Source organism: Paenibacillus sp. PastF-3, from assembly GCF_029893135.1.
In the GTDB taxonomy this organism is placed as follows: Bacteria; Bacillota; Bacilli; order Paenibacillales; family Paenibacillaceae; genus Paenibacillus_AQ; species Paenibacillus_AQ nitricinens.
On sequence record NZ_JARXWM010000001.1, the window covers coordinates 588,842 to 612,792 of the forward strand.

Sequence of the window (23,951 nt, forward strand, 5' to 3'; positions counted from 1 at the left end):
TTATCAATAGATTGGAGAGGGTTGGAAAAATGTTCAGTTTAAAACGTATCTCTTTTGTCGCAATTGCCTTATTCATGATGGTGATGTTGTACGGATGTGGGAATTCAGGTCAGGAGACTCAAGGAGAAAACGCTCCACCTGCGGTGAAATCTGAACCCGTCGCTACGAATTCTTCCGGAACACGTACCATTAAGGACGCCAAGGGAGATGTTGAAATACCGGTAAACCCGGTTAGAATTGCCGATGTATCTGGCTCAACCGAAGAACTTTTGGAGCTTGGATATAGACCTGTGATTACTGGGAATACAGATATGGCTAATTCACTGGAAATCACACCTATTCTAAAAAAAGAACTGCCGGATGTAACTCCCGCTGGATGGTTTCAAACGGAAGTGAACTTGGAAGCGATCATTGCAGCAAATCCCGATTTAATACTGGCAGGGCCTACGCAAGAGAAAATCTATGATCAACTAAATATGATTGCTCCAACAGTAAGGGTACCTTATGGCTTTAATGCTTTTAGAGAGCGCTTTGCTTTTGTTGCCGAGGTACTTGATAAGAAAATGGAAATGGATGAGTGGCTGAAAGCCTATGACCAACGCGCTCAACAGCTGCATGATCAAATCACAGAGATTACCAAAGAAGAGACGTTTGCAGTAATCGAAGCTACAGAGAAAGAAATCCGGATCTATTCACGCACAGGTATTGCTGATATGATTTTTAATGATCTTGGATTAATCATCGCGCCAGGTACACCTGAACCAGACCCATGGGGAGGAAAAGTAACAAGTCTAGAAGCACTATCTACCTTTAATCCAGACCATATCATTTTATTATCTGATAATGACCAGAATGTTCTTGATCAAAGTAAGGTCTGGAGCAGCCTAAAAGCTGTGAAATCGAATAATATCTATCGCATGACTAGCAGACAAAACTACAATGAAGCTTTCTTTGCATTAGGGAAAGAGGCATTGCTGGAACAAATCGCTGAGCAAATCAAGGAACATATCAACAAGTAAAGCAATTCTATAAAAAAATGAGTCGCTTCAAGACACTGATTCTAAACTGGATCAGTGTTTTTTAGTTTGAGAATGACTGAAATATGAAGGTTTTTTCATGAAAATCAAAGAGTTTTTATAAGCTGTACGATTCGCTGGAAGTCAGAACTTGGATGCTGATTGTCGCAAATTTGATTTTTGGTGTATTGTTGATTAATCTGATTGGTGCGCCTATCATGGAATTGATTATGAAAAATAGCACCAAGTAAACAACAATAAATTATTGAAAAGAAGAGGGAAGCTTTATGCAAAGGATTCAAAATTCTAAAATGTATTTTATATTTATACACATATTTTTGTTGATCTTATTGTTTACCTCGATGTATGCCTATTCTCCATGGATTCGCACTAAAGTGAAGGAAATTCTCGAGCCTGCGGACAAAGTCTATACCATTGCTCACCGTGGCGCTTCGGGATATGCTCCTGAGAATACTTTACCTGCATTCGAACTAGCTATTGATATGGAGACCGATTATATTGAGTTAGATATTCAGTTAACTAAGGATCGTGTTCCTGTTGTTATTCACGATGAAACTATTAATCGCACGACAAATGGAACGGGTTATGTTAAGAATTATACCTTAGAGCAGCTTTCGAAATTAGACGCTGGCTCTTGGTTTAACAAACAGTATCCCATGTTTGCCAGGGATCAATATGCTGGAATACGTATTCCGACTTTAGAAGAGGTATTTGAAAGGTTTGGAAAAGAAGTAGACTATATGATTGAGATTAAAGATCCCGCTTCGAATCCGAATATTGAAACTATATTAAACGAACAAATTGAAAAATATAATCTGTCTGATCATGTTTCCGTACATTCATTTAGTGAGGCGAGTTTACGTAGGCTTCATTCGATTAACCCGGAGATTCCGCTTTATCAAATTATCTGGTATAATATTCCGGTTTATAAAGTACCAGAATCTTTCATCAATCGGGTGAAAACTTATGCGGTTGGTATTAGCCCTAACTTTCAAAGAATAAATTCATCCTATGTCGCACAGGTGAAAAATGCTGGTCTAAAGGTGTTTCCGTACACAGTGAATTATCAAGTGAATATGGACAAAGCCGTGGTTTGGGGTGTAGACGGGGTACATACCAACTTTCCTGACCGTTTTAATGAAGTGATTAAGAATAATAAGAAATGAGGAGTTAAAAAAACGAGATTTCAACTATCGGAAATTCATATGCCGAATACATCGATTTCAGAGACAGGATACCATGTTTTTGAATTTACGTCTTTAAAAAACACTTGAATTGTATAGGTACCTTTTGTATTAAACGAATAAGTGAATTCGTTAGTTTTGAACCAAAAGTTTTCTTCACTCTTCTTAATTTGTTGATTATCGATAGTTTCTGTTTTGTCAGCGGGATCAGTGATTGTAAGTTTTATATCTGAAATTTCTGTTTTTAAATGATCCACTTGTAATAAGGTTGAAAAGGCAAACCGTGCAGGGCTTTTTACCTTACCGAAAATCTCTCCATTGTTATCAAGCAATACCATGTTCACATTTGGCTTGTAGATTCGAACCGATTTACTTGTTTCATCTAAAGTGATTAAAGCAAACAAATTTTTAGTAAGCTGTTCAACAGGTAAGAGAATGTCTCCCTCGGATATTACTGCTGCCTGTTTTTGTACCACATTATTGAAATATAATGAAACTTCAGATGGGTTCGATGCGGCATAAATCATTGTTCCCGGTAGAATCATTATGCCAAGTGCTAATATAGTCAGTTTAATTATTTTTCTCAATGAAATCTCCTCCTATATTTTCATTATGTTAATTATACCCATAAGATGGAAGATAGTTTCTTTTATGCAATTAATAAAATAAAAGAGAAGGTCAGACGAGGGGACTACCCTCTCCTGACCTTTTTGATGTTAAAATTAAGGAGCGATAGCAAGTAGAAGACTGCTTCCTTTGTTCACCCTAACTAGAACCCTCTCACACTGCTTGGGGGTACTTTTCTATGTTTTTTGAAAGTCCGGCTGAAATAGTAGATATCACTGAAGCCAGTAGTGGTAGCGATTTCAGAAATCGTCAACTGGCTATGCCTTAATAAATAATCTGCACGGTCTAAACGGACAGCATTTATATATTCCGATATCGTATGACCAGTTAATTCCTTGAAGAGACGGCTGAAATGGAACCGGCTTAGCCCTGTTAGTGCCGCAAGTTCGTCAACTTGAATGGGTTCCTGGTAATGGGTATCGATATAACGTAAAACAGGTGCGAAGCGTTCAACCGTTTGAATACGTCTTTCTTGCTCAGCCTGTGAGAGCACGGTGACGATATGTCTGCGCAATAACAGCGTTAGCAGGCGGTATAGCTCGGACTTGACGGCCAGCTCATATCCAAATTCGCGAAGTTCTAGCTCCCGAATAATCGCCAGCGCACAGTCAGTAATGTGCTGATCCCCACGGATATGATTACGTAACAGCAGCTGGTTCTGCTGAATCGGGGCGATGAACTTGGTTTCGGCAGCGTCGCTAACCGCACTATGCAGCAAAGAAGTATCTGCAATAATCGCATAATACAATAAATCAGAAGATGCACTGACCCCATAATGCAGCTCGTTGCTGTTCACAGCAACTAAATCACCAGCCCGTACGTTGATCGGTGTTCGTCCGCATTCAAAAACAGCCTCACCGCTTTCAATAAATAGAAACTCAAGATGCTCATGCCAATGATGCGGGAACAACAAAACTCCCTCTTGGTTGAAGCGCTGGGTATGTACTTTAATCGGAAACTCGGGATCTGGCATGTCCATGGGTTCCTGTAGATGTTTATCATAGTCCAACATTTATTGAAAGCACCTCCTATAGCACAATTGTACAAATGAAACCGCAAGGCTCTGCATGGTGTTTAGGGTTGAAATCATTATAATACGAATCATAACCTATGCAAAATAAAGGAGAGAGTATTAATGGATATGATCAAAATTGGCGTAATAGGAACCGGCTCTATCTCCGGCATGCACTTAAGTTCTTATCGGAATAATCCGCAGACAACCATATATGCGGTTTGTGACCTGAATGAAGAGCGTGCACGAGCTGTTGCTACTGAGTATAACGTGGAAAACGTATACACAGATTATCGTGAATTGCTGGCTAACTCCGAAATAGATGCCGTCAGCATCTGCACATGGAACAACTCTCATGCTGAGATCAGCATCGCGGCACTTGAGGCAGGCAAGCATGTACTTGTGGAAAAGCCGCTTTGCCGCACGGTTGAAGAAGCGCTTCTGGTTCAGCAGGCAGTGGAAAAGAGCGGCAAAATTTTGCAAGTAGGCTTTGTACGGCGTTATGACTCTAATGCCCAGCTACTTCAGACATTGGTGGAGCAAGGAGAATTCGGCGAAATCTACTATGCGAAGGCAACAACGTTCCGGAGACTTGGTAATCCCGGAGGCTGGTTCAGTGATATTGAACGCTCCGGCGGAGGACCATTGATTGATATCGGCGTCCATGTGATCGATCTATGCTGGTATTTGATGGGCCGTCCGAATCCAGTATCAGTCAGTGCCAATACCTACCGTAAGCTCGGCAATCGTTCTAATATCAAGAATCTTTCTTTCTATAAAGCCGCTGATTACGACGCAGCGAACAATACGGTAGAAGATTTAGCAAATGCACTAATTCGCTTTGAGAATGGAGCTTCGCTGATGGTTGATGTTAGCTTTACACTGCATGCCAAAGAAGACGAGCGCTCGGTGCGCCTGTACGGTGACAAGGGCGGGTTTGAAATTGATCCTGAGATAGTCATCGTCAAAGAACAGTCGGATACGATCGTCAATACCTACCCGCAGACCGATCATAAGGGGTTTGAGTTCAACAGTGCATTCCAGAATGAGATTAATCATTTTGCGAACAACATCAGCAACGGCTCTACACCGATTAGTCCTGTGCAGGACGGCGTTACAATCATGAAGATTCTCGGCGCGATCTATGAATCCGCTGCCAAAGGCGAAGAGGTGAAACTATGAAGCTAGGAATCAGTACCTACAGTTTGCATTCAGCTTTTTCAACGGGTGAGCTTACGCTTGAAGGAGTCATTGAGACGATCGCCGATCTGGGTGCGGAGCATGCGGAGATTGTACCCTTGGGCATCAATTTGGTTGAGAATCCTGAGCTAATTGATCAGATTGTACGAACGGCAGCAGGTCGTGGACTAGAGTTGTCTAATTATGCTATCGGGGCGAATTTTTCCGGGCTGGAGGCAGTGGAAAGAAAGCGGGAAGTCGAGCGGGTAAAGCGGGAAGTAGACGTCTGTGCGGCATTAGGCATTCAGCGGATGCGGCATGATGTAGCCTCGTCAAATGATCTATCAATTACGCACTTTTTGGAAGAGCTTCCAGATTTGGCTGAAGCCTGTCGAGAAATTGCTGATTATGCCGCAGGTTTGGGCATCACGACCAGTGTGGAGAATCATGGCTACTTTATTCAGCACAGCGATCGTGTACAGGCGTTGGTTCACGCAGTAGGAAGAGATAACTTCCGTACAACACTCGACATTGGTAACTTCCTGTGCGCCGATGAGAATCCGCTTATTGCTGTGACTAACAATATTAAGCTTGCTTCGATGGTACATTTCAAAGATTTCTATATTCGTCCGCAGGATCGCCAGCCTGGCGAAGGCTGGTTCCAGTCTACTGGTGGGAACTGGTTGAGGGGGGCCATCGTTGGTCAAGGAGACATTGATATGCCGAGTGTCATTCGAACCGTTAAGGAAAGCGGTTACGACGGATATATCTCTGTAGAATTTGAGGGAATGGAAGAGTGCCGTAAGGGGACGAGACTTGGGTTGGAATACATTAAGCGTGTTTGGAACCAAATCTAATTCATTTTAAAGGAGGATTATTACAATGGTTAAACCAACTATCACTAACAAAATCGGCGTTATCGTAGACAGTTTTCAGGTCGGAGTAAAAGAGGGTTTGCGCAAGGCAAAAGAAGCAGGGGCTGATGGGGTTCAGATTTACGCGGTGCAAGGTGAATTTGATCCCGCTAACCTTTCTCCGTCAGCCCGCCGTGAATGGAAGGAATACATCGCTTCACTGGGTCTCGAAATCTCTGCCCTCGTTGGAGATTTAGGCGGACATGGCTTTCAGGACCCTGCACAGAACCATGCCAAAATCGAAAAGTCCAAACGCATTATGGAGCTGGCCAAGGAGCTAGGTACAGATATAGTCACTACACACATCGGTATTGTTCCCTCTGACAACAACAGTGAAATTTATGAAACCATGCACATCGCCTGTGAGGAACTAAGCAGATACGCGCATGAGATGAATTCTTACTTTGCGATTGAGACTGGGCCAGAACCCGCTGCTCGTCTGAAGACGTTCCTCGACGGTTTGGGTTCCAAAGGGGTTTCTGTTAATTTTGATCCGGCCAACATGGTGATGGTGACTGGTGATGATCCCGTGCAAGGTGTTCATACACTAAAAGACTACATTGTACACACCCATGCTAAAGATGGTCTCAAACTTGCCGATATCGATCCGCGCGATGTTTACGGTCAATATGGTTATGAAGCACCCGCATTAGACCATGAGAAGATAGCTGAAATGGCCGACACCGGCACAGCTTTTCGTGAAGTTCCGCTCGGAGCGGGCTCTGTTGACTGGAGCAACTATCTGCAAGCGCTGAACGACATCGGTTATACAGGATTCCTGACCATAGAACGGGAAGTTGGCACTAATCCAGAGGAAGATATCCGTCAGGCTGTGAATTTTTTAAAGGGCTTTCGGGTCTGAACACGTAGTGATAAAGATTAAATAGTTCATCCAGTCTTTGGGATAAAAGAGAAGCTGCCTTACAGGAGAACAGGCCTGTACGGTGGCTTTTTGCAACTTTATCCTCTATTTGACGTTAAAGAAGAGAGAATACGAAGGGGGAGCCTATATGAAAAGGATAAGTCTACTAGCCCTTTTAGCAGTCATTTCAGTAATCATTGTTGGATGTATCAATACAGGGAATAAGGATAAAGCGAATCAAACAATGATCGATCTAAGCTCTGTTCATTCCATAACAATTCAGAACGACAGCGGTGAATCGATGACCATAACGGACAATAATTTAATAGAACAATTCAATGAAGCTATACATACTGCTGAGTATGACAGCGCTAAGCTTGATATTGCTACACCTGATTATGAAGCCATTGTTGAAATGAAGAATAAAGAAAACGCAAAATTCTCATTCTGGATCTCTGGCGAGAATAATGGTCTTATCACCAAATCTGGACAAAATGGGCATTACAAGTTGCCGGAAACAGAAAAAGCAGTATTGCTTCACTTATTTCAATCAAATGATCAACAAGCAGAAACCGATAATCTAAAGATCGATGAGGACATTAAGCGAATTACAATAGCGGACTCTCTAGCACATGGTTCTGTGAATGCTAACATAAAGGAAGAATACATAGATCATGAAACCATAGAAATTTTCGTCCGAGCCATCCGTAACGCTGTACAAATACCTGGGAATTTAAATACCGCAACGCCTAACTACGATATTGTTCTAATTTCAGATAATAATAAATATGCCTTTCATTTATGGATAAACGAATCAAGCGAGCAGGGCATGTTAATGAATGTGAATGAGACGAGCACAGGCTACACGCTTACTAAGGAATCAACTGCCGAGTTAAAAAAAATTACGTTTATGGATTCAACATTTAAGGGGCTGGAGTTTAATGCAGTACGGAGCTCAAATGGAGATCTGGTAGCTAAACCAATTGGCATATCCGAAAATAACTATATATTAAACGGTGGAGCAGTAGTTGAGCTGCAGGGAATCACATACCACACCATTCATTTTTTCTATGGAGATCACAATGCAATCAATGCTTTGCTAGCCCATGATCCTGCTACGGATGAGGTTAAGGTGAAATGGAGCGATGAGCTGAACGATTCCAATAATCGTTGGAACAATGCCTTTATGAACAACTATAATATGCTAATCCCGTTGGACGGGGATCATCTATTATTTCTGGAATCGGATCTGACGAAAGAAGCTGGGGAATATCATTTGTCCTCATACAATGTTGTTACAGGAAAAATCGAACGTCTTCGGGAAGACTTTTGGCCGCTTTCTGATGATTATGATTACATTTATAAATTTCAATGGAAAGCTGATGAGCAAAAATTGTTTATGCAGAGTTACCTCGGTAATGTATGGATCTTTGATCTGAAGAAAGGACAGGACGATGTCCATCTTCTGAAATATCGCGTAATCCCTCATTCGACGACTGGGGCGCCATCCCTATTTCTTTCACCAACCTTTAAGAGATTTGTACATGATGATGAGAGCGGGCAATTAACCTTTTACGATAATAAAGGAGCTTCGCTACATACTGTACCGTTACCACAAGAGCGATATGTACCTTCTGAGAAAATAAAGTGGAACCCGGCGGGCACGATTGCTTGGATGGATACAGCAGAGGTCAACCAAAACCGAATCCATGACATCGATATCGATTATTTGAAAATAGCTCCACAAATAATTAATTTTTATAATCAGGATGGGCTTCCCATCTGCACTATTATGACTGAAAGCGACCATGAAGATGCAGCGGTTGAAGTTGTAGGATGGATGGATGCTAATATAGCCGTGATGAAGTCCTATTCTGTAGAACTTTTGTACAAGGATACTATAGGGCTGAAGGTTAAGAATGTTTCTTATTATCTCTATGATGTAAAAAAGAAGCAGAGGGGGGCCAGCATTTCGTCCATCCCCTCCAGCGCAACCGTTACGCCAGATCATCAAATGAGCGATGCCGATAATGAAAGGAATATTACTGTGAGTTTTAAAGAAATTACCTATAAAAAAGGAAATTAATTGAGCCTCGGAAGCTCGCTGCAATGATCACATAAGATCATTGGGAAGCTTCCCGAGGCTTCTTTTTTATAATTTCAAGACAATGCTTAAGAATACGTTATATTCATCGGGTTAGTCTGTACCCGAATTTTATAATTAGCCTGCTGTAGTTCGGGCGGAAGTCAGTAGGTCTAGCCGGAAACCCTGTACCAGGGTTTCGCCGTTCATAAGATCGGTCTCATTCGCCCGTTTGAAGCCTAAGCGATAGTAGAGCTTAATTGCTGAAGCCATCATTTCTGAGGTATGCAGATTCAAAGTGGTGGCACCCAACTCGCGAGATCTCCTTGCAGCTTCGTCAATTAGATGGGTTGCAACACCGAGACCGCGAGCGGATGGGGATACGGCAAGTAAGCGCAGGATAGGGGAGTGAATGCCTAGCTCAGGTTTACCGTATGCCGTTTCCGAGGAGCTGAACAAGAGTGCGCTACCAATGATTTTCTTGTCGATTTCAGCGATGATCCGCACGATCGGGGCATCGCCATGGACAGATTCAAGAAGTGATTTCCGGTAAGCTAGCCACAACGGCTCGGGCATGATCTCGGAATATTGGTGGTAAGCGTCCAGTATCACTTCAGCGATGGCATCGCGGTCCTTATTCTCAGCTTCACGGATAATAATCTTTTGTGACATATTCTCGGGATCCCCTTTCAGTCCAATGTATTAGTTCATAAGAATGAAGTCATTATAAACTATAATTCCGAGTTATATAAGGGGTATTTTATAATTTTGATATATGAATAGAAAAGCTCTATATGAAATAAACATAACGTTTGATTCGAAATCCGATTGATTTACACGGAATTTAAGTTGACAAAAAATGGGGACGTGAATAAGATATAAACAAAATCTATAGGAAAGCATCGTCATATTTCATTGTTTTTACATCGGAATAGTAAAGTTAATATTAGTTTAGGGGGATTAGGGATGAACATTGAAAATATTGAGGCTTTTGTCTACATCAACCATTATGGAAGCTTCAATAAAGCGGCCGAAGTCCTATATATCTCTCAGCCGACAGTTACGGCACGGATTCAATCGCTCGAAAGAGAATTGGATTGCAGAGTGTTTGATCGGTTAGGTAAGCAGATTAGCCTAACGGATAAAGGAAAGCAATTTCTTCCCTATGCCCAGCAGATTCTTCAGATCTATCAGAACGGTAAATATCAGGTGCAGGCCAAGGGGCATATTCCAAATGAACTGAGGATCGGCAGTACTGTTTCGGTTTCCAATTATTTAATGCCGCATCTGATGCTTCATTTGAAGCGCAGGTATCCGCATATCACAATTAAGCTGACGACAGCTTCTACAGAAGTATTGATTGATAAGCTGAAATCGAAAGAGCTAGATCTGGCTTTTATCCGTAAGGTCGTAAATCCGGCCATTCAAGCTTTTCCTTTCTGCGAAGATCCCATCTCTCTGTATGTACAGGAGGGACATCGCTTAGCTAAGGTACAACGCGCTTCGCTGGAGGATATCCGTCAGGAGACGTTGGTCTTTTTTGAATGCGGGTCTTTGGATTGGATGCGGCTGCATCGTGTATTTGAGAGCATGGAACAGCCGCCGAAGATTGAATATCAGGTGGATAACCTGGAGACAGCCAAGAAGCTGGTGTTGAAAAAAGCAGGCATCTGTTTCCTTCCGGCACTTAGTGTGCAAGAGGAAGTAGCGGCAGGGACGTTAGTACGGGTGGATATTGCGGAGACGGAAGGCATCTCCTTACGAACCAGCCTGATTTCATTAAATGGGGAGAACGCTGAATTCATAGAAACTCTTCTTGAACTCGGTATTGGTAAAACAGGAGATCGACTAATTGTATAGATGTATTAAAAAACTCTATTAGCGCATGGTCACATGCAGTGATAAAGTTAATTGCATATAATGTTGACTATTTCTATAGGAATTATAAATTTAATTTTGGAAGGATGGAGGGCTTGCGATGAGTGAGACATACAGATTGGCAGAACTGAAAGATGCGGAGAATTTACTAGAGGTTACATATCGTGCGTATGAGCTGATTCGCGAGCTCGGGCTGCATTGGCCGGCGGCTACAGCTGACTTGGCACTTATTGAAGACAATATTGCTACGAATGAGTGTTATGTGCTGGAAGTTGATGGAACGATAGTTGCGACGATAACACTTTCAAAAGAAGAAGAGATGAAGAAGATTAGCCCACTGCCTTTTATTAAATGGTTTGCTGCTCATCCGGATTACAGTAACAGAGGTTATGGTGGAAAGCTTCTGAATTGGGTGGAAGAGCACATTATTGCTGGACAATTGGGTTCGGCTGCGGTCACGCTGGCAACGGCTAAGAAGCACCCATGGTTAGTTCAAATGTATGAACGCCGGGGGTATGAACGGTTTCTGGAACTGGATCAGCAGAATGGTGACGGCATTATGTATCTGATGAAAAAAACACTTATAAATAAACCACAATTCATTCAAAGGGGATAGAACAATGAAAAAGTCCATTTCATTAGTAATTGCATCGTTATTGACACTGGCGATAGCAGGTTGCGGAAATAACAGCACGAACAGCAGCCAGAATGGAAATGCAGCCGAAGCTTCGGCAACGGCAAATGGTTCGACAAAGGTAACTAAGATCATCGTAGGCACGGGTACTGCTTTTCCGAAGGTCTGCTTCATAGATGAGAACGGCAAGCTTACCGGCTTTGATGTGGAACTGCTCAAAGAAATCGATAAGCAGCTGCCTGAATATGAATTTGAGTTTCAAACCATGGATTTCAGCAATTTACTGCTGAGTCTGGAAACTAAAAAAATCGACCTGGTTGCCCATGTCATGGAGAAAAATCCGGAGCGGGAGTTGAAATATTATTTTAACAAAGAAGCCTATGCCCACTGGAGAAACCGCATCGTAGTGGCGAAGGATAATGATTCAATCCAATCACTGGATGATCTCAAAGGAAAAAAGGTGTTAGTCGGTGCGACAAGCGCACAAGCGCAAATTCTGGAGAACTACAATAAAGAGCATGACAATGCGATTAATATCGTGTATCAGAACGGTGCAGCGAATGATACCGTCGCACAGATTAGTACTGGGCGTGTGGACGCTACGCTGGCTGCAGATTTTGTACTCCCGATCATTGATCCGCAGAGTCAGCTAAAAGCAACGGGCGACGAGCTGTCCTCTGCGGACATTCTCTATGTTTTCCGTAAGGATGATGCCGATTCACAAAAGCTGTCAGATGCGATTGACAGTGCGATTAAAGAGCTGAAGACGGATGGAACACTGGGTAAGCTGAGCACGGAATGGCTGGGTGCGGATGTTACAGCGGATTCGGTTAAATGATTAAGCCGGTGAGCACGGGAAGGGAGGGAATATATGGGCGCACAGTTTGATATCAGTTTTGTATTTTCGTTTTTGCCTAAGCTGCTAGGGACTTTAAGCACCACGCTTCAGATTGTCGCCTGTTCTCTACTGACAGGAATTATTGTCGGCTTTCTCGTAGCTCTGCCAAGACTTTATAAAGTGCCTGTGTTAAAGACCCTCTCCGAAATCTATATTTCTTTTTTTCGGGGAACTCCGATTCTTATCCAGCTCTTCTTGTTTTATTATGGTCTGCCTGAAATCATGAAGCTGGTCCATGTGGATATGACCCGAACTCCAGTACTTGTCTTTGTGATTCTAACCTACGGTCTGCATACGGGAGCCTACATGTCCGAAATGATTAGGGCTTCTGTGATGGCGGTGGATAAGGGGCAAGTGGAGGCTGCATATGCTGCGGGGATGACGGGATTTCAAGCTTTTACACGAATCGTGCTGCCCCAAGCGCTAGGTATAGCAGTTCCTGTATTCTCCAATCTAGTAATTGCACTACTGAAAGATACGTCATTAGCTTTTACTCTCGGCGTGATGGAAATGACAGGTAAAGCTCAGACGCTTGGCAGCTTAACACAGCATTTTATTGAAACCTATATCGCGCTTGCGCTTATCTATCTGGTCATCAGCTTTACGATTGAGAAGCTGCTGCTTGTAGCAGAACACCATCTGCTACGGCATGAAAAGCGAAATATGCCTGACAAAAAATTGTTTAAAATTAACAAAAGCTGGTCCTACCGACGCATTATTGCAGAATTGGGACCGGGCAAAGGAGGCACCGGATTATGAAATTGGACCCATCGTTTATATGGACTGCGCTGGTACAAATTCTGAGTGCAATTCCTACGACCTTATATATTACGGTTGTCTCTGTATGGATTGGTTTTGTGATTGGAGTGGCTGTAGCCTTGATCCGGCTTTACAGAGTTCCACTGCTGCATCCGCTGGCCGTCGGTTATGTTACATTCATCCGCGGGACACCGATGCTGACGCATCTGCTGCTTATATATTTTGGGCTTCCTGTGCTGATTGATGGTCTGGCGGCTCATTTCGGCTGGAGCTTTAGGTCGGTTTCGATTCCGATGATCGGTTTTGCTTATATTTCGTTCTCGATTACTGCTGGAGCTTATATGTCCGAGGTCGTCCGTTCCGGTCTGCTCGCTGTGGATCGTGGTCAGCTAGAAGCGGCCCACTCTATCGGTATGACAACGCCCCAAGCACTAAAGCGGATTGTTTTTCCTCAAGCGCTGGCGGCAAGTCTGCCTAATCTTTCGAATTCGGTTATCGGTATGCTGCACGGATCTACCCTTGCTTTTACGGTTTCGGTGGTGGATATCAATGCTAAGGCACAGATAGTGGCTTCAACGAACTGGAAGTTTTTTGAGGCATATCTGGCGGCAGCGCTGATCTTCTGGGCACTAACGTTTCTGATCGAACGTGTGACGTCGGTCATTGAGAAAAGGATTAATCTTTACAATCGAGGTGGAGTAGCATGATTAAACTTGCGCAAATTTCGAAGTCATTCGGTCGGAATCAGGTGTTAAACAATATAGATTTAACAGTGACGAAGGGGGAGGTTGTCGTCATTCTCGGTCCCAGTGGCTCCGGCAAAACGACTCTCTTACGCTGCGTGAATTATCTGGAGAGACCAAGCAGCGGAGAGATCGCCATTGGCGATTTCAAAGTGAACTGCAAACACGCCCGAAAAAAGGAGATTCATCAGCTTAGGCAAAAAACGGCAATGGTATTTCAGCAGTACAATTTGTTCCGTCATAAAACTGCGCTGGAGAACGTGATGGAAGGGCTGTTAATTGTCAAAAAGCTTCCGAAGGACGAAGCGAGAAAGCGGAGTATAGCACTGCTTGAAAAGGTAGGTCTTGCCAGCAAGCTGGACGCTTACCCGAGTCAGCTGTCCGGGGGTCAGCAGCAGCGTGTAGGGATTGCCCGAGCCTTGGCGCTTGAGCCAGAGGTTATCTTGTTCGACGAACCCACATCAGCGCTGGACCCTGAGCTAGTGGGTGAGGTGCTGGCTGTTATCCGGAAAATTGCCAAGGAAGGCATCACGATGATTGTAGTCACCCATGAAATGGGGTTTGCTCGTGATGTGGCGAATCATGTAGTTTTTATGGACGGGGGCGTCATTGTTGAAGAAGGAACGCCGACAGAGCTGTTTAATCATCCGCGCGAAGAAAGAACGAAGCAGTTCCTGAAGCGAATCACACCTGAATTTAACTATTCCATATAGGAGGAAAAACAATGGCTATTACAATCAGCGTACTTGATCAAAGTCCGATCTATCCGGGAGAAACGCCAGAGGAAGCATTCCAGCATACGATCAAGCTGGCTCAACTGTCCGAGGAGCTTGGATTCCGTCGATTCTGGGTTTCGGAGCATCATGACTCCGAGCAGGTGGCCGGTTCTTCTCCAGAAGTACTCATCGCACATCTGTTGGCCAAAACAGAGCGCATCCGCATTGGCTCCGGTGGCATCATGCTCCAGCATTACAGCCCGTATAAGGTGGCGGAGAACTTTAATGTGTTGGCTACACTTGCTCCTGGCCGAGTGGATCTCGGAGTGGGACGCGCTCCCGGCGGTCTCCCGCGCAGCACACAAGCGCTTCAGCAGGAAAGAACCGAATCCCCTAGCCTAACGGACAAAATCATCGAGCTGGAGAAATATGTGCATAACCGGCTCGAAGAAAACCACCCGCTGGCTGGGTTGAAGGCAGGTCCCCTTCCTGGTATTCCGCCTGAGTTGTATGTGCTTGGCGCGAGTGTAGGCAGTGCAGAGATTGCTGCTGAACTTGGATTACCTTATGTGTTCTCCCTATTTATTAATAGCGATAAGACAGTAGCGCTAGATGCTATTCGTGCTTACCGCAGCGGTTTTGTTTCTTCACAGGGCAGACAACCGCAAGCAATTATCGCTTTAGCACTAGTGGTGGCTGAGACCGAAGAGGAAGCGAAAGAACTGGCGGGCGCACATAAGTTGATTCGGATTCAGCTGGCAAGCGGGAAGAAGCTAACCGTTGGAACCCGGGAACAGGCGGAGGAGTTTGCCCGCCAGAGCAATGAAGCCTACACGATTGAAGAGCTGGAACCAGAGATTACCAAAGGAACAAAGAACTCTGTACGTGAACAGCTGTCGGCACTTTCAGAGGCATTCGGTATTGAGGAGTTCATCATAACTACGAATGTGCAGCCTTTTGACAAAAGGTATCGCTCCTTTGAGCTACTGAGCGAAGCAATCGCTGAAGTGCCGGCAGAGGCATGAGCCGGCGGATCAGGATCACACAGGAAATCGTTTAATGGAGGGTGACTGTATATGACTAGTAAAGCTAAAGAGTGGAGTGCGGAAGCGCTTGGAGAAGAATTAATCGTGATACGCCGTCATCTGCACCGGCACCCGGAACTGTCCAACGAAGAATATGAGACAACAAAATATATTATTTCCCTGCTGGAGCGGACAGGAGTCAGGATCATAGATTACGGTCTGTCTACCGGAGTGATCGCAGAAATTGGGGGCAAGCAGCCCGGTCCGGTCATCGCGCTGCGCGCAGATATCGATGCCTTGCCAATCCAGGAGGAAACCGGAGCAGCTTATGCTTCGTTGTATCCCGGCAAAATGCATGCCTGCGGACATGATTTTCATACAGCTGCCTTGATCGGTGCCGCCTATCAATTGAAGCATCGCGAGGATCAGTTACCAGGAACGGTACGCCTGTTGTTTCAACCGGCCGAAGAGAAGGCGCAAGGGGCACAGCGGCTCATTGCTAGCGGGGCGCTAGAAGAAGTCCGGGCAGTAATCGGGCTACATAACAAACCGGAACTGCCAGTCGGAACGATCGGTATTACGGCGGGCCCTCTAATGGCAGCGGCTGACGGGTTTGTGATTGAAGTGCAGGGTGGCAGTTCTCATGCTGCCGTTCCAGAAGCGGGGATAGACCCGATTGTAGCTGCTTCGCATATCGTGACCGCATTTCAATCCATTGTAAGTCGTAATGTCAGTCCCCTACAAAGTGCGGTGGTCAGTGTGACGCAGATTCACAGCGGAAATTCATGGAATATCATCCCCGAAAAAGCCGTGCTTGAGGGTACAATCCGTACCTTTGATGAAACGGTGCGCAGCAAAGTACTTGACCGCTTTCGGGAAGTGGCGACTGGTGTGGCAACTGCTCTTGGAGCAAAAGCCACTGTCCGCTGGATCGAAGGGCCGCCTCCGGTTATCAACGACGCCGCCTTAGCAGCGTTAGGAATAGAGTCGGCTGAAGCTCTTGGCTACCGGACGGTCAAACCAGAGCTTTCATTGGCCGGAGAGGATTTTGCCTTCTATCAGCGCGTTGTACCGGGATTGTTCGTCTTTATAGGTACTGAAGGAAGCCAAGAATGGCATCATCCAGCCTTCAATCTGGATGAACAGGCACTTCCTGTGGCAGCACATTTCCTTGCGGATGCAGCTGTACGTTCCCTTGAGTACTACAATTCCGGTGGAGGTGCAGAATTATAGCTGAACATAAAAGTTACGATGTAATTATCGTAGGCGCAGGCTCGATGGGCCTGAGTGCTGGTTACAATCTTGCGAGGCGTGGAGTGAAGACGCTGCTAGTTGATGCCTTCGATCCTCCACATACACAGGGCAGCCATCACGGGGAATCCCGGCTGATCCGGCATGCCTACAGTGGTGATCCCGCCTACATTGATTTAGCTTTGCGGGCAGATACACTATGGAAAGAAGCGGAACAGTTGAGCGGAACAGAACTGCTTGTCCGCTCAGGCGTGTTGAATCTCGTAGATAGCACAGTGTATTCCTTCAACGGTCGTCTCGAAGAAGCGAAGAAACGGAAGGTGCACGTACAGCATTTGGATGCCGAAGAGATCCGGCGGCGCTGGCCGGCACTGAACATACCGGAATCATTCGCGGCAATGTATGAACCAGATGCCGGGTATTTGTACAGCGAACGCTGTATTTCCGCCTACCGTCAGCTTGCCCTTGGACATGGTGCGGAACTGTTGACGAACTCTCCAGTAGTGAATGTCACCGCTCGCGAAGGCAGCGTTTCGGTTCATACGACAAATGGCGATTATCACGGAGCGGCAGCTATTCTTAGTGCAGGAGCTTGGTTTGGCAAATTTGCACCTTTTGTACATTTGCCGATTAAAGCAATCCGCAAAGTTGTGGGCTGGTTTGAGAGCTCCCCTGCTTTTACTGCTGGTAATTTCCCTGGCTTTACGTTAGGAGCAGAGGAGGGTGGCTATTACGGATTTCCCAGCATTGATGGAGCTGGGCTAAAGATAGGCCGCCACGATACAGGGCTGGAATGGAAGCCAGGTTCACCGCTTGCCCCGTTCGGCAGTGAAGCCAGCGATGAGGGTGACCTCCGCAAGGTACTGGAGTCTTACATGCCTGGTGCAGCTGGTCGATTGCTAAAAGGTTCTGCATGTAAATATGAGCATACGCCTGATGAAGATTTCATTATAGACTGCCATCCGCTTCATTCCAATGTGCTGATAGCTGGAGGGTTTTCGGGGCATGGTTTTAAGTTTTCTAGTGTTGTGGGTGAAATACTGGCTGACTTAGCGATCGGCGGAGCTACAACGCATAACATCCTGCCTTTTTCGTTATCTCGTTTCGCACCACCGGATCATTCGCGAACAAGTCTTATATTGGAGGGGATTTAATGAGCAGAGTTCAAATCAGTGATTATCTAAAGACGTATCATCAATTGGTAAAGTCGACCGCAGGGTTAACAGAGGAACAGCTGAAATGGAAGGCAGAACCCGCCAGTTGGAGTGTGACTGAGGTATTGACTCATCTGGCTGATCACAGCATCGTAGTTTCGTTCCGCATTCGTGATATTTTAGCGGCTACGACTGCACAGCTTCCGGTCTTCAATCAGGATGCTTGGGTCAGCGGTCAGTACGCCAACAGCGGCAATGCTTCCGACAATTTGGAGCTGTTCCGCAGCCTGCTTTACTATAACAGCCTTTTGTTTGAACGGCTTAGCGAAGAAGATTGGGAGAAAAGCGGAATTAATTTCAAGGGGGAGACTGTGAAAATTTCCGATATCGTGCGCGGCTTCACTGCACATGTGGAGAGACATCTTGGCCAGATCGAACGAATCAAACAGGGCGCAGCTAATGCATCGTTTGTGCAATGATTGCTTCCGAAGTCAGTTTTTCATGAATTGAAATCTAAGAAGCGTATGCTCACAAAACTTTTAGGAGGAATGAACATGACCAAACCAAGACAACTGAAGCTGGGTGCACTGCTGCATGGGGTAGGAGGCAGCACGTCGATGTGGCGCCATCCAGATGCCAAACCAGATGCCAGTGTAAACTTTGAATTATACAAAGAGTGGGTACAGAAGGCAGAAGAAGGCAAGTTGGATCTGATCTTCATCGCAGACGGTCTGTACATTAATGAAAAGTCCATTCCTCATTTCCTTAACCGGTTTGAGCCGCTGACCATTCTTAGCGCACTCGCAGCCGTCAGCACTAACATCGGTTTAGTTGGTACCCTGTCTACTTCGTACAGTGAACCATTTACCGTAGCGCGTCAATTCGGCTCACTGGATGTAATCAGCGGCGGCCGGGCCGGCTGGAATGTGGTGACTTCACCTCTGGAAGGATCTGCGTCAAATTACAGCAAAAAAGAACATCCTGACCATGGCAAGCGCTACCGCATTGCTACCGAATATTTGCAGGTGGCGCGCGGATTATGGGATTCTTGGGAGGATGATGCGTTTGTACGCAACAAGGAGTCAGGTGTATTCTTTGATCCGCAAAAAATGCATACCCTGGACCATCAAGGAGAGTTCTTCTCTGTGAAGGGACCGCTGAATATTGCTCGTTCGAAACAGGGGCAGCCAGTCGTATTTCAGGCAGGATCCTCGGAAGTCGGTAAGAATTACGCCTCCAAGGAAGCAGATGCTATCTTCACTGGACACGAAACGCTAGAAGATGCCCAAGCATTCTACAACGATGTTAAGACACGGGTAGCTTCGTTTGACCGGAATCCGGAGGAGGTGCTGATCTTCCCTGGAATCGCTCCAATCATCGGTGACACACCGGAGGAGGCAGAGCGCAAATACCAGGAGATTGCTGGCCTTGTAACGATTGAGAATGCACTGAACTACTTAGGCAGATTCTTCGAGCATCATGATTTCTCGCAATATCCGCTGGATGAGCCCTTTCCTGAGCTTGGCGAGCTCGGACGCAATAGCTTTCAGAGCGGAACGGATAAAATCAAAAAGGATGCGAAGGAGAGAGGCTTGACACTTCGGCAGGTCGCCTTGCAATCAGCTACTCCACGCAGCAGCTTCATTGGAACACCGGAACAAGTAGCTGATCAGATTCAAACTTGGTTTGAGAGTGGTGGGGCAGATGGATTTATGATCGCGGCTGCCGTCCCTAATGGACTGGAGGAATTCATCGATCGGGTAGTGCCGATTCTGCAGGAGCGGGGTTTGTTCCGCACTGAATACGAAAGTGGCACGCTGCGTGGAAACCTCGGCATACCGTTGCCGGAGAACCGCTATTCCAAAACTTCTCAGCCAGCAGGGCAAATTTGACGGTGGATCCATTATTCGTAATCCACCAAAACTTAAATATTACGGAGATGATGCATTACGCCGGTCAGCTGCAGGATGAAATGATTGAATACCGTCGTGATTTGCATGACTTGCCGATACAAGAGTGCAATGAGTTGCCTTACAAGTCAGTCAATGACGGCATCATGCACGCCTGTGGCCATGATGCCCATACCGCTATGCTGTTGGGGGCTGCCCGAACCTTGGCAGCCTTCCGGGAACGATTGATTGGCACCATTATTTTCGTCTTTCAACCAGCTGAGGAAGGCAAGGTCAAGAGTCCGCTTGATGGAAGATTACTCTCGGGCGGCCGCGATCTCATTGAGGATAACGTGCTGGAAGGTGTCGATTATGCCTACGCGCTGCTTGTCATGCCAGAGCTTCCAGTCGGAACACTTGGTATTCACCCTCATGATGCCATGGCAGCGTCCAGCCATTTTAAGGTGGAATTTCAGGGGACATCCGGTCATCATAGTGCTCCGCACAGAGCTGTAGATGCGATCCAGATGGCGGCACAATTTATAGGAGAAATTAACGGTTTAATGGCTAATCGAATCGATCCGCAGGAGGCGGCGGTGTTGGCCTTCGGAACGTTGCAGGCTGGTACTGCTGTTAATGTGATCGCTGAACACAGTGAACTGACAGGAACGTTCAGAGCATTTACCAAGACGACGGTAGCTGAAATTACAAATGGTTTACAGCGCCATGCTTCAGCTATAGCTGAGTCTTACGGAGGGAAATACAAGCTGGAGCTGCGTGAAGGAATTGCAGTAGTGAACAATGCGGAAGCGGTGCAGCAGGTGCTTCATGCAGCCCGTGCAGTTCTAGGAGAGGATCAGGTAATACTTCTGGAGCAGCCAAGTCTGGCTGGTGAGGATTTTGGTTGGTATCTTGAAAAAGTCCCTGGTGCCTTCGCCTTTATCGGTTGCGGCAATAAGGAGAAGGGGATTTACCATGCTATCCATCAGCCACAGTTTAATATCGATGAAGCGATGCTAGTTCCTGGTGCGAGTATACTGGTTAGACTCGCTATACAGCATAATAGCTCGTCCAGCGTTAAGCAAAAGTAAAAGGTACCCAATTTGGGTACCTTTTACTTTTGCTTAAGCTTGTCAGCTCACCAGAAATACGTTTCGAATGTGTAACCGTTTTTCCCAAAGAAAGTTATCTCTCCGCTTGTCACTTCCTCAGGAATATCAAAAAACATGCCTTGTTTCCCTGCGATATCATAGGTGTGAGTTACTCTCTTATCATGAACTTTATAGCTTACCTCGAAATGACTGAATTGCTTCTTAAGACCTTGATCGAACATACCGACACTAACGAGCTGTCCGCTCCGCTTCACTTGGACGTCGTCTCCATCATCCCCCATGCCTAAATCCATACTCCAGTCCAAACTCCCGTTTTTTAAACGATCGACGTATTTCAACGTAAGCGATTCTACGCCATCTTCCTCTTCGATATGTAAGAGTACAGCCGTATATTTATCAATAATCCGAGAGTCCAGAACTGGAAGTCCGCTCAAAATAGCAAATTGAGTTAACTCCTGCTCTGTTATTGCCTCTCCTGAGGGGTCATCCATCTCTATAGGTTTCATGCCTAGCCAATCTTGCCACGCCTCAGGAGATTCGAGTTCAGCACGAAAGTCATCATCCGTGGTAATGTTCGCTGTTCTAGTTGCTACATCCCAATCAACGGAGATCCCGATTCGTTCGGCAATGGCGCGCAATGGGACCATAATATCACTGCCGGAGAGATAAGGTGTAGGACTCTTCCAATCGATCCAGACGTCAGAATCCTCTATATCTTCGTTGTAATCGCTAAACATATAATCACTTTTATCCGGATAAATAGAAAGTGCTCCGTTAAAATGAGAAATAAAAACATGCGGATAAGGGTTATCTATAAACTTCGAAATATCGGCTTGTATGTCAGGATGCTCAAAAAGTTGAGTTGGAACGAACGTTGTTCCCTCTTTTAGCGTAGGCAACTCATCTTGAAAGAAAAAGTTTATGCCATTAATTGTGACAGAGGGTTGGATAGCAGATCGTTGGACAGCATCGGATAACTTCGGTACAACAGATGCCGATGCGAAGATCGGAGTCGAATTGGAAGCCAATAAGAAAAGAATAAGTAATACGTTCATGAAGCGGCGGCTGTGCATGACTACAAGTCTCCTTTTTTTGTTTATCACTTTAATAGTCAAATCAATATCCTAAATATACCATGTGGAGATTATTATAAGGGATTCTTAGCAGAAAGGCTTGATTCGAGTAGTTTTTTTTCTTAACAGGGTCATTAGTTTGACATTATGAGAGCACTTAACTATAATTATTATAGTGACTAACTTAAATATATTTAATGGGAAAATCATAAATGAATTCTAACTTTTTAAAGAAAAGAGGATAATTATGGAACAATATCGGATCAATGCAGACAACGGCTTAGAGTTTGGACTTTATACATTAGGTGATCATCTAGCGAACCCTGAAACTGGGAGCAGAATATCTGCCAAACAACGCATACGTGAAATTATTGACTTGGCTCAATTAGCGGAGCAAGCAGGAATTGATTTTTTTAGTGTAGGAGAGAGTCATCAAGAGTATTTTGCTACTCAGGCGCATACCGTTGTGCTGTCAGCTATTGCACAGGCTACTAAGAAAATGAAAATAGGTAGCTCATCTACGATTATAAGCACCTCTGACCCGGTTAGAGTGTACGAAGATTTCGCTACAATTGATTTGATCTCAAATGGTCGGGCTGAAATAATAGCTGGCCGTGCCTCTAGAGTGGGGTTATATGAACTATTGGGCTATGATCTTAATGATTATGAGGAATTATTTGAAGAAAAATTCGACTTGTTATTAAAGATAAATGAAAACGAAGTTATGAATTGGAAGGGAGAATTTCGTAACCCTCTCAAAAATGCAAGAATCCTCCCCCGTCCTGAGGGAAACTTACCGATATGGAGAGCTGTAGGGGGAACTTCTGCAAGTGCGATCAAAGCAGGCATTGCAGGTGTTCCAATGTTTTTGGCCCATTTAGGGGGTCCCGCAGTCTTGTTTAAAAGATCCATTGATGCTTATCGTGAAGCTGCAAGCCAGAACGGATTCGATCCGTCGAAGTTGCCTGTAGCGACTGCTGGATTCTTTTACGCGGATGAAACAACACAGAAGGCACAAAGAGCCTATTATCCATATATAAACGAAGGAATGAAATTAACCAATGGACGTGGTTTTCCTAAACAGGCTTTTGCTCAAGGAGCCGATCCGCGCGATGTTATGAATATTGGCAGCCCACAGGAAATCATTGAAAAAATTCTATATCAACATGAACTCTTCGGCCATCAACGATATATCGCACAAATGGATTTTGGTGGCGTACCTTTTGAAAGTTTAATGAAAAACATAGATTTAATTGGTTCTGAGATTCTACCGGCTATTAAAAAATATACGGCAAAAAAATAAACTCTAGGAGGTCAGAAATATGAAAATCATAGCGTTATCGGGGTCAAAGATAGGCTCAAAAACCAGAATCGCCATGAATTACACAGTAAATTCGTTCTATAAAAAATACCAAGATGCAGAAGTTACACTTCTAGATCTGGCGGAGTATGATGTTCAGTTCAGTGATGGTCGCAATTATCTGGAATACGAAGGGGATACCAAGTACGTCATTCAAACGATCATGGATGCAGATGTAATTGTAATCGGAACACCTATATTTCAAGCCTCCATCCCAGCAACACTAAAGAATATATTCGATTTAGCGCCTGAAAAAGCATTTCAGCACAAGGTTGTAAGTATGCTCGTCACGGCAGGATCTGCACGACACTATCTGGTAGCTGAGCAGCATTTGAAACCGATATTGGCCTATATGAAAGCGCAAATTGTTCAAACGTATGTATTTATAGAAGAGAAGGATTTTTATCGAAAAGAAATAGTAAATGATGATGTGCTATTCCGTATAGACCGCTTAGTGGAAGATACCTATGTACTCTCTGAGACTTATGCCAAAATTCGAGAGGCTGAAGAAGCTAAATATGGTTTCTAAGGAAGATTAAAATAAAGCCGATGATCTAAACC

At 44.9% G+C, this 23,951-nt stretch carries 24 protein-coding genes; 20 read left to right on the plus strand and 4 right to left on the minus strand.

The genetic code is table 11. The features are described from left to right. Positions 1-29 precede the first annotated feature (29 nt). Both M2444_RS02790 and M2444_RS02795 read left to right on the plus strand, forming a co-directional pair. Complete coding sequence (locus tag M2444_RS02790) at positions 30-1,019, plus strand: ABC transporter substrate-binding protein (protein WP_094874972.1); 990 nt, start codon at positions 30-32, stop codon at positions 1,017-1,019. Between the two features lie 284 nt (positions 1,020-1,303). Continuing rightward, a complete protein-coding gene (locus M2444_RS02795) occupies positions 1,304-2,203 on the plus strand; it encodes a glycerophosphodiester phosphodiesterase (protein ID WP_280786201.1) in 900 nt (299 codons plus the stop codon). A 35-nt stretch (positions 2,204-2,238) separates the two neighbouring features. Here the strand turns inward: M2444_RS02795 and M2444_RS02800 are convergent, their stop codons facing one another. Together M2444_RS02800 and M2444_RS02805 are read right to left on the minus strand one after the other, a co-directional pair. Next, positions 2,239-2,808 carry a hypothetical protein gene (locus M2444_RS02800; protein ID WP_280786202.1) on the minus strand — a complete coding sequence of 190 codons (570 nt, stop codon included), beginning with the start codon at positions 2,806-2,808 and terminating at the stop codon, positions 2,239-2,241. Positions 2,809-2,990: 182 nt separating this feature from the next. After that, on the minus strand, positions 2,991-3,860 hold the full coding sequence (locus M2444_RS02805; RefSeq protein WP_094874974.1) for a helix-turn-helix domain-containing protein: 870 nt from the start codon (positions 3,858-3,860) through the stop codon (positions 2,991-2,993). A 123-nt stretch (positions 3,861-3,983) separates the two neighbouring features. Between M2444_RS02805 and M2444_RS02810 the strand changes: the two genes are divergently transcribed. The 4 genes from M2444_RS02810 to M2444_RS02825 all read left to right on the plus strand — a co-directional run bounded on the left by M2444_RS02810 (position 3,984) and on the right by M2444_RS02825 (position 8,901). After that, entirely contained in the window at positions 3,984-5,042 is a 1,059-nt protein-coding gene (locus tag M2444_RS02810) for a Gfo/Idh/MocA family protein (protein WP_094869037.1), read from the plus strand. Beyond that, positions 5,039-5,896 carry a sugar phosphate isomerase/epimerase family protein gene (locus M2444_RS02815; protein ID WP_280786203.1) on the plus strand — a complete coding sequence of 286 codons (858 nt, stop codon included), beginning with the start codon at positions 5,039-5,041 and terminating at the stop codon, positions 5,894-5,896. The genes M2444_RS02810 and M2444_RS02815 overlap by 4 nt, the downstream gene beginning before the upstream one ends. A 25-nt stretch (positions 5,897-5,921) precedes the next feature. Continuing rightward, positions 5,922-6,815 carry a sugar phosphate isomerase/epimerase family protein gene (locus M2444_RS02820; protein ID WP_280786204.1) on the plus strand — a complete coding sequence of 298 codons (894 nt, stop codon included), beginning with the start codon at positions 5,922-5,924 and terminating at the stop codon, positions 6,813-6,815. Between the two features lie 148 nt (positions 6,816-6,963). Beyond that, positions 6,964-8,901, plus strand: coding sequence for a YhfM domain-containing protein (locus tag M2444_RS02825; protein WP_280786205.1), 1,938 nt, complete (start codon positions 6,964-6,966; stop codon positions 8,899-8,901). A 135-nt stretch (positions 8,902-9,036) separates the two neighbouring features. Here M2444_RS02825 and M2444_RS02830 read toward each other — a convergent pair whose 3' ends face one another. Then, complete coding sequence (locus tag M2444_RS02830; protein WP_280786206.1) at positions 9,037-9,570, minus strand: GNAT family N-acetyltransferase; 534 nt, start codon at positions 9,568-9,570, stop codon at positions 9,037-9,039. Between the two features lie 294 nt (positions 9,571-9,864). Here M2444_RS02830 and M2444_RS02835 point away from each other — a divergent pair, with 294 nt between their 5' ends. The 12 genes from M2444_RS02835 to M2444_RS02890 all read left to right on the plus strand — a co-directional run bounded on the left by M2444_RS02835 (position 9,865) and on the right by M2444_RS02890 (position 20,936). Next, on the plus strand, positions 9,865-10,758 hold the full coding sequence (locus M2444_RS02835; RefSeq protein ID WP_094874980.1) for a LysR family transcriptional regulator: 894 nt from the start codon (positions 9,865-9,867) through the stop codon (positions 10,756-10,758). 118 nt (positions 10,759-10,876) lie between these two features. After that, positions 10,877-11,392 (plus strand): GNAT family N-acetyltransferase, encoded by a 516-nt coding sequence (locus M2444_RS02840; protein ID WP_094874981.1) that lies wholly within the window; start codon positions 10,877-10,879, stop codon positions 11,390-11,392. A gap of 4 nt (positions 11,393-11,396) precedes the next feature. Beyond that, positions 11,397-12,248 (plus strand): transporter substrate-binding domain-containing protein, encoded by an 852-nt coding sequence (locus M2444_RS02845; protein WP_280786207.1) that lies wholly within the window; start codon positions 11,397-11,399, stop codon positions 12,246-12,248. A gap of 33 nt (positions 12,249-12,281) precedes the next feature. Beyond that, positions 12,282-13,067 carry an amino acid ABC transporter permease gene (locus M2444_RS02850; RefSeq protein WP_280786208.1) on the plus strand — a complete coding sequence of 262 codons (786 nt, stop codon included), beginning with the start codon at positions 12,282-12,284 and terminating at the stop codon, positions 13,065-13,067. Continuing rightward, the gene (locus M2444_RS02855; RefSeq protein WP_094869028.1) at positions 13,064-13,774 is read left to right on the plus strand and encodes an amino acid ABC transporter permease; all 711 of its coding nucleotides are present in this window, start codon (positions 13,064-13,066) and stop codon (positions 13,772-13,774) included. Before M2444_RS02850 ends, M2444_RS02855 begins: the two co-directional genes overlap by 4 nt. Continuing rightward, positions 13,771-14,523 carry an amino acid ABC transporter ATP-binding protein gene (locus M2444_RS02860; protein ID WP_076286779.1) on the plus strand — a complete coding sequence of 251 codons (753 nt, stop codon included), beginning with the start codon at positions 13,771-13,773 and terminating at the stop codon, positions 14,521-14,523. Before M2444_RS02855 ends, M2444_RS02860 begins: the two co-directional genes overlap by 4 nt. A gap of 11 nt (positions 14,524-14,534) precedes the next feature. Then, positions 14,535-15,551, plus strand: coding sequence for an LLM class flavin-dependent oxidoreductase (locus M2444_RS02865; RefSeq protein ID WP_280786209.1), 1,017 nt, complete (start codon positions 14,535-14,537; stop codon positions 15,549-15,551). Positions 15,552-15,602: 51 nt separating this feature from the next. Next, positions 15,603-16,784 (plus strand): amidohydrolase, encoded by a 1,182-nt coding sequence (locus M2444_RS02870; protein WP_280786210.1) that lies wholly within the window; start codon positions 15,603-15,605, stop codon positions 16,782-16,784. After that, a complete protein-coding gene (gene solA, locus M2444_RS02875; protein ID WP_094869025.1) occupies positions 16,781-17,956 on the plus strand; it encodes an N-methyl-L-tryptophan oxidase in 1,176 nt (391 codons plus the stop codon). Before M2444_RS02870 ends, solA begins: the two co-directional genes overlap by 4 nt. Then, entirely contained in the window at positions 17,956-18,435 is a 480-nt protein-coding gene (locus M2444_RS02880; RefSeq protein WP_094869024.1) for a DinB family protein, read from the plus strand. The genes solA and M2444_RS02880 overlap by 1 nt, the downstream gene beginning before the upstream one ends. Positions 18,436-18,510: 75 nt before the next feature. Continuing rightward, positions 18,511-19,848, plus strand: coding sequence for an LLM class flavin-dependent oxidoreductase (locus M2444_RS02885; RefSeq protein WP_280786211.1), 1,338 nt, complete (start codon positions 18,511-18,513; stop codon positions 19,846-19,848). Positions 19,849-19,850: 2 nt separating this feature from the next. After that, entirely contained in the window at positions 19,851-20,936 is a 1,086-nt protein-coding gene (locus M2444_RS02890) for a M20 metallopeptidase family protein (protein WP_280786337.1), read from the plus strand. A gap of 47 nt (positions 20,937-20,983) precedes the next feature. On the opposite strand, the gene M2444_RS02895 is transcribed toward M2444_RS02890, so the two are convergent. Continuing rightward, complete coding sequence (locus M2444_RS02895) at positions 20,984-22,030, minus strand: stalk domain-containing protein (RefSeq protein WP_280786212.1); 1,047 nt, start codon at positions 22,028-22,030, stop codon at positions 20,984-20,986. Positions 22,031-22,277: 247 nt separating this feature from the next. On the opposite strand from M2444_RS02895, the gene M2444_RS02900 reads away from it, so the two are divergent. Both M2444_RS02900 and M2444_RS02905 read left to right on the plus strand, forming a co-directional pair. Continuing rightward, positions 22,278-23,333, plus strand: coding sequence for an LLM class flavin-dependent oxidoreductase (locus M2444_RS02900; RefSeq protein WP_094874989.1), 1,056 nt, complete (start codon positions 22,278-22,280; stop codon positions 23,331-23,333). A gap of 19 nt (positions 23,334-23,352) precedes the next feature. Then, positions 23,353-23,919: an NADPH-dependent FMN reductase gene (locus tag M2444_RS02905; RefSeq protein WP_094874990.1), complete on the plus strand. Its 567-nt coding sequence runs from the start codon at positions 23,353-23,355 to the stop codon at positions 23,917-23,919. The last annotated feature ends 32 nt before the right edge of the window (positions 23,920-23,951 follow it).